This is a genomic window from Kitasatospora sp. NPDC091276 (assembly GCF_040684355.1).
Classification (GTDB): Bacteria; Actinomycetota; Actinomycetes; order Streptomycetales; family Streptomycetaceae; genus Kitasatospora.
On the sequence record NZ_JBFBFU010000008.1, the window covers coordinates 1 to 12,301 of the forward strand.

The window sequence follows — 12,301 nt, forward strand, 5'->3', positions numbered from 1 at the left end:
TCCCACCACTGCGAGTAGTCGCCCTTGTGTCCGGCGTCGAACTCGGCCTGGACGGCCACGATCAGATCGGCCAGCACCTCGCGGGCGTCGCCGACGATCGGCACGTCGGCGGGGCGGTTCTTGCCGATCTCGGCGGGGTCGATGTCCGCGTGGACGACCTTGGCGTGCGGGGCGAAGCTGTCCAGCTTGCCGGTGACGCGGTCGTCGAAGCGGGCGCCGAGGGTGAAGAGCAGGTCGGTCTTCTGGAGTGCGGTGACGGCCGGGACGGAGCCGTGCATGCCGGGCATGCCCAGGTGCTGCGGGTGGCTGTCGGGGAAGGCGCCGAGCGCCATCAGGGTGGTGACCACGGGTGCGCCGGTCAGCTCGGCGAGGATCCGCAGCTCGGCGGTGGCCTGCGCCTTGATCACGCCGCCGCCGACGTACAGCACCGGGCGCTTGGCGCCCACCAGCATCTTCGCGGCCTCGCGGATCTGCTTGGCGTGCGGCTTGGTGACCGGCCGGTAGCCGGGCAGCGAGAGCTCGACCGGCCAGCGGAACGTGGTGGTGGCCTGGAGCGCGTCCTTGGCGATGTCGACCAGGACGGGGCCGGGGCGTCCGGTGGCGGCGATGTGGAACGCCTCGGCGATCACCCGGGGGATCTCGGCGGGGTCGGTGACCAGGTAGTTGTGCTTGGTGATCGGCATCGTGATGCCGCAGATGTCCGCCTCCTGGAAGGCGTCGGTGCCGATCGCCTTGGAGGAGACCTGGCCGGTGATCGCGACCATCGGCACCGAGTCCATGTAGGCGTCGGCGATCGGGGTCACCAGGTTGGTCGCGCCCGGGCCGGAGGTGGCCATGCAGACCCCGACCCGGCCGGTGGCCTGGGCGTAGCCGGTGGCGGCGTGGCCGGCGCCCTGCTCGTGCCGGACCAGGATGTGGCGCACCTTGGCCGAGTCCATCAGCGGGTCGTACGCGGGAAGGATGGCCCCGCCCGGGATGCCGAAGACGGTGTCCGCGCCCACGGCCTCCAGCGAGCGGATGAGCGACTGGGCGCCGGTCATGGTTTCGACGACGTGCTGGGGAGCGGGAGCGTGGGCGGCCGTGGTGTCCCCGCGGCGGGGGGATGCGGCGTGCTCAGTCATCTGCCTGTCTCTTCTCGGAATGTGCCGGCCCGGTGGTTGCGGGCCCCGGTGGTGCGAGGGTGGGGTCCCGGTTGCGGGCCGATCGCCGGCTCTGCCCCAATCGTCCCGCTTCCTCCCCGGGAATCGGGGCGGATCGGGCGGTCGGGACCAGGGGTCTTGCGGTGGTGGAACAGCGTCAGTGCAACAAAAAACCCCTCGTGCCAAGGGCATGCGAGGGGTGGCGCGTCGGTCTGTCACAAGCGGGGCGTGTGAGCCCGCTCAGCCGACGCGCCCGCCAAGTACGAGAATTCGGGTGCGCATGGCAACGACCCTCCTCCTGTCCGGGGGCGCGTGTCAAGCAGGTGGGATGACCGTCTCGCCATGCGGACCCGACCCTGGACCGGTCGCCGCGCGGCGTTCGGGCAGGTCGGGGGCGCCGTGGTGATGCACGACACGCCCCCCGCCGCCCTCCCCGCGGCCACCCGTCCGGGCCTCCGCGGCCAGGTACGCGCGCCGGGCCGAGACCGAGCCGAGCGGCCTGGGCAGCGGGTAGCCCCGGCGCACCAGCGCCCGGCGCAGCCGGGTCTCGTCCAGCGGCGGCGCGAAGGCCGAACCCTGGCCCTGCCGGCAGCCCAGCTCCTGGAGCGCGGCGACCTGGCGGGGCAGGTCCACCCCCTCGGCGCCGGTGACCAGACCGAGGTCGTGGCCGAGCCGCAGGGCGTGCCCGGCGAGCGTGCGGCTGAGCGCGGACTCCCCGAGGTCCTGCACCAGCGTGCGGTCCAGCTTGAGGCCGTCCAGGGGCAGCCGGGCCAGCTCGCCGAGCGAGCCGCTGCCGGCGCCGTAGCCGGCCAGCACGGTGGTCACCCCGAGCCGGCGCAACGCGGCCAGCCGGCGGCCGAGTTCGTCGGCGAGCGAGTCCGGGCCCATCCGGGCCACCTCGATCACCAGCTCGCCGGCCGGCAGCCGGCTGTCGCGCAGCGCCGCGGCCACCGTCTCGTACAGACCGGGCGAGCACAGCCGCTCGGTGGAGAGCCGGACCGCGACCGGGACGGGCGCGGGGCCGCTGCGGCCGCGGCCGGACTGGCCGCGCCGGTTGGCCGCGGCCGTCACCGCCTCCTGGACCAGCCAGCGGGAGAACCGGGTGGCCGCGTCGCCGTGGTCGGCCGAGCGCAGGAACTCGGCCGGGGTGAGCAGCAGGCCGCCCGCCGAGCGCCAGCGGGCCTGCGCCTCGACGCCGGTCACCGCGCCGCTGGCGAGGTCCACCACGGGCTGGTGGAGCAGGGTGAAGCCGCCCTCGCGGACGGCGGCCCGCAGCCGTTCCTCCAGTTCGGTGCGGCGCTCCAGATCGGCCCGCATCGCGGGGTTGTAGAGCACCACCCGGCCCTTGCCCTCGGACTTGGCCCGGTACATCGCGAGGTCGGCGTTGCGCATCAGCTCGTCGGTGGCCGCCCTCGGGTCGGCGGCCGGGCCGCGTTCGGGGGTGCCGAAGGCGATGCCGATGCTGGCGGCGACACCGAGTTCGGCGCCGCCGATCCAGTACGGCTCGGAGAGCGCGACCCGCAGCCGCTCGGCGAGCTCCTGGACCTGGAGCCGGCCGAGCGGGCCGCAGACCAGCGCGGCGAACTCGTCGCCGCCGAACCGGGCGACGGTGTCCCCGCAGCGGACGGCCCCCTGGAGCCGGCGGGCCGCCTGCACCAGCAGTTCGTCGCCCACCTGGTGGCCGGCCGTGTCGTTGACCGCCTTGAAGCCGTCCAGGTCGAGGAAGAGCACCGCGACCCCGGCGCCGCCCTCGCCCTGCTGGCCGCGGGCGCCGAGGGCGGCCCGCAGCCGCTGGGCGAACAGCGCCCGGTTGGGCAGGTCGGTGAGCGGGTCGTGGAAGGCGTTGTGCTGCAACTGGGCCTGGAGTATCACGCGTTCGGTCACGTCCCGGCTGTTGAGGATCAGGCCGTCGCGGTGCCGGCTGACCGTCGACTCGACGTGCAGCCACTCGCCGCCGCCGGAGCTGATCCGGCACTCCACCCGGGCGGACGGCTCGGCGGTGCCCGGGGAGCGGTGGGCGGTGAGCCGGACCCTCGCCAGGTAGCGGCGGACCTCGGCGAGCACCCGGTCCACGTCCTCCGGGTGGACCAGGTCCAGCAGGTTGCCGCCGACCAGTTCCTCCGGGTCCCGCCCGTAGACGCCGAGCGCGGCCGGGGAGACGTAGGAGAGCACGCCGTTGGCACCGGCGATCATGATGACGTCGCTGGAGCCCTGCACCAGGGAGCGGAAGTGCGCCTCCTTGTGGGCGAGTTCCTGGGCGAGCGAGAGGTTGTCGAGCAGCATCACGCCCTGGCGCAGGATGAGCGCCAGGCCGACGGTGCAGGCCGCCGCGGCCACCACCCGGTCCAACTCCCGCCCGCCGAGGGCGTTGTAGAGGATCCCGGCGGTGCACACCGCGGCGGCCGCGTACGGGGTGAGCGCGCTGAAGGTGGTGGCCACCCGGCGGCGCGGCAGGCCTCCGGCCGAGGGGTGCTCGCGCAGCGGGCGGCGCCAGCGCGGCGACCACGGCGCCCAGGCCAGCAGCAGGCTGCCGGAGAACCAGCCGGCGTCCAGCAGTTCGCCCGAGCGGTAGCTGCTGCGCAGTTCCGGGGAGGTGAACAGGGCGTCGCACAGGACGGTGACGGCCAGCGCCACCATCGCGGTGTGCACGGCCGCCCGGTTGCCGTCGCGGCCGCCGAAGCGCAGCCCGACGACCAGGCTGACCAGCAGGATGTCCAGGACCGGGTAGGCCAGGTTGAGGGCCAGCCGCAGCGGCGAGCCGGCCTCGCCGGCGGCGATCCGGCCGAGCGCCAGGCTCCAGCTGAGGGTGAACAGCGAGCCGGCGATCAGCCAGCCGTCGAGCAGCAGGCAGAGCCAGCCGGCGGCCGACCGCGGGCGCTGGGCGAGCACCAGCACACCGGTGATGGCGAGCGGGGAGAACAGCAGGAAGGCGTACTCGGCGAGCGAGTCCTGCGGCAGCGGGCTGCGGGCGACCAGTTCGTACCAGCCCCAGGTGCCGTTGCCGCAGGCCACCATGAGCGAGGAGAGGCCGAACAGCAGCCAGGCCGGGCGGGCGCGCCCGCCGGCCGTGCAGCCGTACACCAGGCAGGACAGCGCGGCCGCGAGCGCCGCCGCGGCCAGGCCGAAGTCTCCCATGAAGATGGAGAGTTGGAATGAACCCCAGCCGGTGGCGGCACCCAGGGCGTAGGCCAGGCAGAGCGCGCCGAGGACGAGGCCGGGCAGCGTCCGACTCTCCCGGAGCCGGCACAGCGGGCCGCGCCGGCCGGGGGCGGACGCGCCGGCTGCGGCTGCGCCGGGCGTGGACGCGTCGGGCTCGGACGCGTCGGCGGGTGGCACGCCCGGCCGTCCGGCCCCGGGCAGCACCGTATCGGTGGAGCTCACTCGGCCTCTCCCCCTCCGGCCCGGGGCCTGGCGCCCCGGCCACGGGCCACCGGCCGCGCGCCTCTTGGCCGTACGCGGTGGCCTGGCGCCCCGTCAGGACGGAGGCCCAGGGGGTGGGCGGCCTTCCGGTCACCACACCGCACCGATGTTCCCGATCGGGACCCTACACCAAATCCGTCACTCAATGACACATGCACTCAACTTAGAGTAATGGCGACGGGGTGGGGAAATGCACCCGATTCCGGCGGATCGGCCCGGTTGGCGGCGGCGCGCGGCCGGGGGCTCACGCGGCGCGCACGGGAGCACGCGACGGCGCCCGGCCCCGGGCCACCCGGACCGGAGACGGTCGGGGGCCCGGCGCCGGGCGCCCGGGTCATCGGGAGGCCCGGGCCGGACACGGCCCAGGTCCTGTCCGGCCTAAGCCGGATCGTCCGGGAACAGCCGCAACCGGTGCGCCAGCGCCGCCGCCTCACCCCGGCCGGTGACCGCGAGCTTGCCCAGGATGTTGGAAACGTGCACGCTCGCGGTCTTCGGAGAGATGTACAGCTCCTCCGCGATCTGCCGGTTGCTCCAGCCGCGCGCCAGCAACCGGAGCACGTCCCGCTCACGGGGGGTGAGGCCGAAGGACTCCCCGACGGGCGGGGTCGCGGCCGGCCCGGCGGCCGGGCGCGCGGCCGCCACCGGGGTCAGCGTCAGCCCGGCCCGGTCGGCCAGGCCCGCGACCTCCGCCAGCAGCGGACGGTCGCCCCGGACGCTGGCCAGTTCCCGCGCCTCGCGCAGCAGTGCGGCCCCGGCCTCGCGCCGCCCGGCCAGCACCTCGGCCTCGCCGGCCCGCAGCAGGGCGACCGCCAGCGGGTACGGCAGCCCGGTCGGGCGCAGCGCGGCGACCGCGGCGGCCCACTGCTCCGGGGTGTCGGCGGCCTCGGCTCGGGCCAGTTCGCCCTCCAGCAGCCGGGCCCAGCCGTGGTGCACCGGCGCCCGCGGCCGCAGCCGGGCCGCCCGCGCGGCGATCGCGGCCAGCGCCTCGGCCCGGCCCGCCGCGGCCTCCGGCAGGCCCCGGCTGTCCGCCTCCACCGTGGCGGCCTCGACCAGCAGCGGGTACACGTCGGACTCGTGGCCGAGCCGCCCCTCCTCCGCCAGCGCGGCGAGCAGTTCCTCCCGGGCCTCCATCGGCCGACCGGCGAGCGCGGCGATCCGCACCGCCAGCCGGCTGATCGGCACGCTGTGCTGGAGCTGGCCGACCCGGTTGGCCGACCGGGCCTGCGCCAGCATGGTCGCCGCGCCGGCCAGGTCCCCGCGCAGCAGCGCGAGGTCGCCGCGCATCCGGTCCAGGAACTCGGCGTGGGTGCCGGTCAGGCTGGTCAGCTCGCAGGCGTCGAGCACCTCGGCGGCCTCCCGGATCCGCCCCAGGTCGGTCAGCGCCTCGGCCAGGTTGCCGGTCAGGATGGTGCCGATGTTGCGCAGCAGGCCGTTGCCGTCCGCGTAGACCAGGCCCTCGCGGGCCAGCACCACCGCCTCCTCGGCCCGGCCCACCCCGCGCTGCATGCTGGCCAGGTTGTTGACGCCGCGCAGCAGCAGGTCGGGCACGCCCAGCCGGCGGGCCGCCTCGACCGCCCCGGCCAGTTCGGCCAGCCCGCCGTCGGCGTCGCCGTGCACGTCGTAGCGCAGGCCGCCGAGCGTCATCCGGGCGTGCACCTCGACGGAGTGCGCGCCGACCTCCTGGGCGATCCGGATCGCCCGCTCGGCCAGCTCGATGTGCTCGGGGCCGGGCTTCTTGAGCATCGCCACCCCGGCGCCGAGCGCGAACACCTCGGCCTGGACGGCGGACGGCGGCAGGTGGTCGACCAGCCGGTGCGCGTGGAGGATCTCCTCGTCGTCGCCGGAGCGGCGCAGATTGCCCAGCATCCGGGCCCGGTTGATCCGGAACCAGGCCGCGCGCACCGGGTGCACGGCCTCGTCGACCAGCCGCAGCCCCCGCCTGGCGAGGCTCAGGCCGCGCTCGCGGTCGCCGCAGCGCCGGGCCGCGACCACCGCCTCGGCCAGCACGTCGACCAGCTGGATCCGGTCGCAGTCCCCGTCGGCGGTGCTGTGGTCGCAGGAGCCGGGCGGATAGGTCTCGGCCCAGTCGTACGGGCGCAGGGTGTGCGCCAGCACCTCCTCGGAGACCATGTCCCACAGTTCCAGGGCCCGTTCCAGCATGCCCAGTTGCTCGGCGAAGGCGTTGCGGCGGCGGGCCGCCCGGGCGGCGTCCAGGGCGGTCGGCAGGGCGCGGGCCGGGTCGTGCGCGTGGTACCAGTAGTTGGCCAGCCGGGCGGGCAGGGCGTCGCAGGAGACCAGTTGCGGCTTCGCCTCCACGGCGAGCGCGAACTTGCGGTTGATCCGGTGCCGTTCACCGGGCAGCAGGTCGTCCGAGACCGCCTCGCGGACCAGCGCGTGCCGGAAGCGGTAACCCTCGCCCTCGCCGTCCGGGCGCAGGATGTTGGCGCCGACGGCCGCCCGCAGCGCCTCGATCAGCGCCTCCTCGTCGTCGTGCAGGACGGCCGCCAGCAGGGCGTGCTCGACGTGCGAGCCGCCCTCGGCGGCGATCCGCACCACCCGCTGGGCCTCCTCGTCCAGGCTCTCCACCCGGACCAGCAGGATGTCGCGCAGCGAGTCGGTGAGCCCGGCGCCGCAGCCGTCCTCGAAGGCGGTGGCCAGCTCCTCGACGAAGAACGGGTTCCCCTCGGAGCGGCGGTGGATGCGGTCCACCAGCTTCCGGTCGGGGTCGGCGGTGCCGAGGATGCCGGCCAGCTGGGCGGCGACCTCGCCGCGGCCGAACCGTTCCAGCTCCAACCGCTGGACGGTGCGCAGCCGTTCGAGCTCGGCCAGGAAGGGGCGCAGCGGGTGGCGGCGGTGCAGGTCGTCGGAGCGGTAGGTGGCGACCAGCAGCACCCGGGACCGGTGCAGGGTGCGGACCAGGAAGGCGAGCAGTTCGCGGGTGGAGCGGTCGGACCAGTGCAGGTCCTCGACGGCGAACACGAGGGTACGCTCCGCGCCGAGCCGCTCGAACAGCCTCGCGGTGTGCTCGAACAGCCGGGCCCGGCCGTACTCGTCGTTGGGTTCGCCGTCGGCCTCGCCGAACTCGGGCAGCAGCCGGGCCAGGTGCCCCTCGCTGCCGGCCGCCGCGGCCTCCAGCTCGGCGCCCAGCGAGCGGTGCAGCCGGCGCAGCGCCGCGGCCAGCGGGGCGTACGGCAGGCCCTCGGCGCCGATCTCCAGGCAGCCGCCGAGCGTGGTGACCGCTCCCCCGGCGGCGGCCCGCTGCAGGAACTCCTCCAGCAGCCGGGTCTTGCCGACGCCCGCCTCGCCGCCGATCAGCACGGCCTGCGGGCTGCCGGAGCCCGCCCGGCGCAGCGCGTCGGTCAGTTCGGTGATCTCGCTGCCGCGGCCGACGAAGACGGGACTCACCGATATCTGCTGCATGGAGGCGAGCATGCCATAGCCGGAGGTGGCGGGCCGAGGGGTTATCTCCCCTGGCGAACGCCCGGAGGGGGAGGCGCTCCCCTGCTGCGCCTCCCCCTCCGAAACTCCCTCGGCACCGTCGTGGTGCCGGTCCGTCAGCATTCGCGCTGGCGCGCGGGGCGCCGCTGGAAGCGGGCGGCCACCGGACGCTGCCGCAGGCGGCGTCCCTCCTTGGCCTCCCGGACCAGGCGCTCGTGCTCGGCGCGGACGGCCAGCTCGTGGGCGTGCTGCTGGATGAGCTCGTACTCGATCACTTTCGGTTCCCCCTGTGGGTTTCACTGCGTTTCGCTGTCGAGTAAGAGCTTCCTCTCCCAGCGGGGGGTGCCGCATCGGAAGCCCTACCGATCTTCCGGGCCCCGGATGCCTTAGATCGGGGCCCCGGGAACGACCAAGGCCCGGTCTTACCTCGTTTTAGAGGTGAGACCGGGCCTTAGGCCTTACTTAGAGGGCCTTAGGCGCCTTAGATGCCTTAGGACCTCAGGCGAAGGCGCCCAGATTCTCTGGGTTGTGCTTACTGCCCCTCGACGGCGAGCCGCTCCAGGATCAGGTCCTTGACGCGGGCCGCGTCGGCCTGGCCCCGGGTGGCCTTCATGACCGCACCGACCAGCGCGCCGACCGCGGCGACCTTGCCGTCGCGGATCTTGGCGGCGATCGCCTCGTTCTCGGCGATGGCCTGGTCGACGGCCGCACCGAGCGCGGAGTCGTCCGAGACGACGGCCAGGCCGCGCTTCTCGACGACCTCGTCCGGCTCGCCCTCGCCGGCCAGCACGGCCTCGATGACCTGGCGGGCCAGCTTGTCGTTCAGCTTGCCCTCGGCGACCAGCGCGGTGACCCGGGCGACCTGCGCCGGAGTGATCGGCTGCTCGCTCAGCTCGGTGCCGGTCTCGTTGGCCCGGCGGGCCAGCTCGCCCATCCACCACTTGCGGGCCTGGTCGGCCGGGGCGCCGGCGGCGATGGTCTCCTGGATCGGCTCGACGGCGCCGGCGTTCAGCACCGACTGCATGTCCTTGTCGGACAGGCCCCACTCGGCCTGCAGCCGGGCCCGGCGCACCCGCGGCAGCTCGGGCAGGCCTGCGCGCAGCTCCTCGACCCAGGCGCGGGCGGGGGCGATCGGCACCAGGTCCGGCTCGGGGAAGTAGCGGTAGTCCTCGGCGTTGTCCTTGATCCGGCCCGAGGTGGTGCTGCCGTCCTCCTCGTGGAAGTGCCGGGTCTCCTGGATGATCGTGCCGCCGTCGGTCAGCACCGTGGCGTGCCGCTGGATCTCGAACCGGGCGGCCCGCTCCACGCTGCGCAGCGAGTTGACGTTCTTGGTCTCCGAACGGGTGCCGAAGGTCTCGGTGCCGTTGGGGCGCAGCGACAGGTTGACGTCGCAGCGCATCTGGCCCTTGTCCATCCGCGCCTCGGAGACGCCCAGCGCCTTGATCAGCTCGCGCAGCTCGGCGACGTACGCCTTGGCGACCTCGGGGGCGCGCTCACCGGCCCCGACGATCGGCTTGGTGACGATCTCGATCAGCGGGATGCCGGCCCGGTTGTAGTCGAGCAGCGAGTGGGTGGCGCCGTGGATGCGGCCGGTGGCGCCACCGACGTGGCTGGACTTGCCGGTGTCCTCCTCCATGTGGGCGCGCTCGATCTCCACGCGGAAGGTCGAGCCGTCCTCCAGCTGCACGTCGAGGTAGCCGTTGAAGGCGATCGGCTCGTCGTACTGCGAGGTCTGGAAGTTCTTGGGCATGTCCGGGTAGAAGTAGTTCTTCCGCGCGAACCGGCACCACTCGGCGATCTCGCAGTTCAGCGCCAGGCCGATCTTGACGGCCGACTCCACGCCGATCGCGTTGACCACCGGCAGCGAGCCGGGCAGGCCCAGGCAGGTCGGGCAGGTCTGGCTGTTCGGCTCGGCACCCAGCTCGGTCGAGCAACCGCAGAACATCTTGGTCTTGGTGCCCAGCTCGACGTGGACCTCAAGGCCCATCACCGGGTCGTACGACGCGAGAGCGTCCTCGTAGGAGACCAGGTTCATGACGCTCACAGCGTCCCCTTCACTAAAAGACTTGGGAGGTACGGGCCCGGCCGCCGCTCGCGCGGGGCCGGGCCGGGGCGCTCAGCTCAGCCCAGCAGGACGTCGTCGGAGCCGAGCTGGCGCAGCTCGCGCACCAGCAGGGCGGTACCGGTGATCAGCGCGGCGGCGCCGACCAGGGCGTTGACCAGCTTGAGGGTGTCGCTCTCCTCGCGGGCCTTCCGGACGTCCTTGACGACCGAGACCGCGCCGAAGGCGCTGGTGCCGATGGACAGCCACAGGCCCGGCTTGCTGTGCTTGAAGCCCTTCAGGGACGACGGTGCCTTGAGGGACGACGGGGCCTTGGCCTTCTCGATCTTGCTCACAGTGCCGGTGCCTCCTCCAGCAGGGTGTGCCCCCACTTGTCGTTGAGTGCGGCCTCGACGGCGCCGCCCACCCGGTACAGGCGGTCGTCCGCCATCGCGGGTGCGATGATCTGCAGGCCGACCGGGAGATTGTCCTCCGGGGCCAGACCGCAGGGCAGCGACATGGCCGCGTTGCCCGCGAGGTTCGACGGAATCGTGCAGAGGTCGGCCAGGTACATCGCCATCGGGTCGTCGGCGCGCTCGCCGATCGGGAAGGCGGTGGTCGGCGTGGTCGGCGAGACCAGCACGTCCACGCCCGCGAAGGCGGCGTCGAAGTCGCGCGAGATGAGCGTGCGGACCTTCTGGGCCGAGCCGTAGTAGGCGTCGTAGTAGCCCGAGGAGAGGGCGTAGGTGCCGAGGATGATGCGGCGCTTGACCTCGGGGCCGAAGCCGGCCTCGCGGGTCAGGGCGGTGACGTCCTCGGCCGAGCGGGAGCCGTCGTCGCCGACCCGCAGGCCGTAGCGCATCGCGTCGAAGCGGGCCAGGTTGGACGAGGCCTCGCTGGGCGCGATCAGGTAGTACGCGGGCAGCGCCAGGGTGAAGGACGGGCAGGAGACCTCGACGACCTCGGCGCCCAGCTCGCGCAGCAGCTCCACCGACTCGTTGAAGCGCTCCATCACGCCGGCCTGGTAGCCCTCGCCGGCGAACTCCTTGACCACACCGATCCGCATGCCGCGCACGTCGCGCAGCTTGGCGGCCTCGACCACGGCCGGGACGGGCGCGTCGATCGAGGTGGAGTCCAGCGGGTCGTGCCCGGCGATGGCCTCGTGCAGCAGCGCCGCGTCCAGCACGGTGCGGGCGCACGGGCCGCCCTGGTCCAGCGAGGACGAGAAGGCGACCAGGCCGTAGCGGGAGACCGAGCCGTAGGTCGGCTTGACGCCGACGGTGCCGGTGACGGCGCCGGGCTGGCGGATCGAGCCGCCGGTGTCGGTGCCGATCGCCAGCGGGGCCTCGAAGGCGGCCAGCGCGGCGGCCGAACCGCCGCCGGAGCCGCCGGGGATGCGGGAGAGGTCCCACGGGTTGCCGGTCGTGCCGTAGGCGGAGTTCTCGGTGGAGGAGCCCATCGCGAACTCGTCCATGTTGGTCTTGCCGAGGATGACCACGCCGGCGTCCTTGAGACGGGTGGTCAGCGTGGCGTCGTACGGCGGGATCCAGCCTTCGAGGATCTTGGAGCCGCAGGTGGTCGGCACGCCCTTGGTGGTGAAGACGTCCTTCAGCGCGAGCGGGACGCCGGCCAGCGGGCCCAGCTCCTCGCCCTTGGCGCGCTTCTCGTCGACGGCCCTGGCGGCGTTCAGCGCGCCCTCGGTGTCGACGTGCAGGAAGGCGTTGACCTTCTTGTCGACGGCGCCGATGCGGTCCAGGTGCGCCTGCGCCACCTCGACGGCGGACACCTCGCCCTTGGCGATGGCGGAGGCCGTCTCAGCGGCGGTGTACTTGATCAACTCGGTCATCTCGGTCAGTCCTCCCCGAGGATCTGCGGCACACGGAAACGCTGCTCCTCGGCGGCGGGGGCGCCGGACAGCGCCTGCTCCGGGGTGAGCGACGGCCGCACCTCGTCCGCGCGCATCACGTTGGTCAGCGGGAGCGGGTGGGAGGTCGGCGGGACGTCCTGTCCGGCGACCTCGGAAACGCGGGCGACCGCGCCGATGATCACGTCGAGCTGCTCGGCGAAGTGGTCCAGCTCTTCGGGCTTCAGCTCAAGACGCGACAGCCGGGCGAGGTGGGCGACCTCCTCGCGCGTGATGCCAGGCATGCAGCGATCCTCAGGGTGAGTTCTGGTGAGGCCCGGCGCCGCGCGAAGGCGGTGCCGGGCCCGGGCAGGAGCAACCGGTCCGGTGCTCCGTCCTCGTGGTCTTTGGACCCCATCC

The 12,301-nt window shown here is 73.8% G+C and carries 8 protein-coding genes; all 8 read right to left on the reverse strand.

The features are described 5' to 3' along the window. Positions 1 to 1,121, reverse strand: a 1,121-nt coding sequence (locus AB0O19_RS12110; protein ID WP_363619253.1) for a thiamine pyrophosphate-binding protein, incomplete at its 3' end; no start/stop codon positions are given. A 333-nt stretch (positions 1,122 to 1,454) separates the two neighbouring features. Next, on the reverse strand, positions 1,455 to 4,388 hold the full coding sequence (locus AB0O19_RS12115) for an EAL domain-containing protein (protein ID WP_363619371.1): 2,934 nt from the start codon (positions 4,386 to 4,388) through the stop codon (positions 1,455 to 1,457). A 549-nt stretch (positions 4,389 to 4,937) separates the two neighbouring features. Next, positions 4,938 to 7,979, reverse strand: coding sequence for an AAA family ATPase (locus AB0O19_RS12120; RefSeq protein ID WP_363619254.1), 3,042 nt, complete (start codon positions 7,977 to 7,979; stop codon positions 4,938 to 4,940). Positions 7,980 to 8,113: 134 nt separating this feature from the next. Continuing rightward, positions 8,114 to 8,272, reverse strand: a complete 159-nt coding sequence (locus AB0O19_RS12125) for a hypothetical protein (protein WP_159398431.1) — start codon at positions 8,270 to 8,272, stop codon at positions 8,114 to 8,116. A 257-nt stretch (positions 8,273 to 8,529) separates the two neighbouring features. After that, positions 8,530 to 10,041 carry an Asp-tRNA(Asn)/Glu-tRNA(Gln) amidotransferase subunit GatB gene (gene gatB, locus AB0O19_RS12130; protein WP_063347730.1) on the reverse strand — a complete coding sequence of 504 codons (1,512 nt, stop codon included), beginning with the start codon at positions 10,039 to 10,041 and terminating at the stop codon, positions 8,530 to 8,532. Between the two features lie 77 nt (positions 10,042 to 10,118). After that, a complete protein-coding gene (locus AB0O19_RS12135; RefSeq protein ID WP_350884604.1) occupies positions 10,119 to 10,394 on the reverse strand; it encodes a hypothetical protein in 276 nt (91 codons plus the stop codon). Next, on the reverse strand, positions 10,391 to 11,884 hold the full coding sequence (gene gatA, locus AB0O19_RS12140; RefSeq protein WP_363582136.1) for an Asp-tRNA(Asn)/Glu-tRNA(Gln) amidotransferase subunit GatA: 1,494 nt from the start codon (positions 11,882 to 11,884) through the stop codon (positions 10,391 to 10,393). Before gatA ends, AB0O19_RS12135 begins: the two co-directional genes overlap by 4 nt. Before the next feature lie 5 nt (positions 11,885 to 11,889). Next, a complete protein-coding gene (gene gatC / locus AB0O19_RS12145) occupies positions 11,890 to 12,186 on the reverse strand; it encodes an Asp-tRNA(Asn)/Glu-tRNA(Gln) amidotransferase subunit GatC (RefSeq protein ID WP_030057414.1) in 297 nt (98 codons plus the stop codon). Positions 12,187 to 12,301 lie beyond the last annotated feature (115 nt).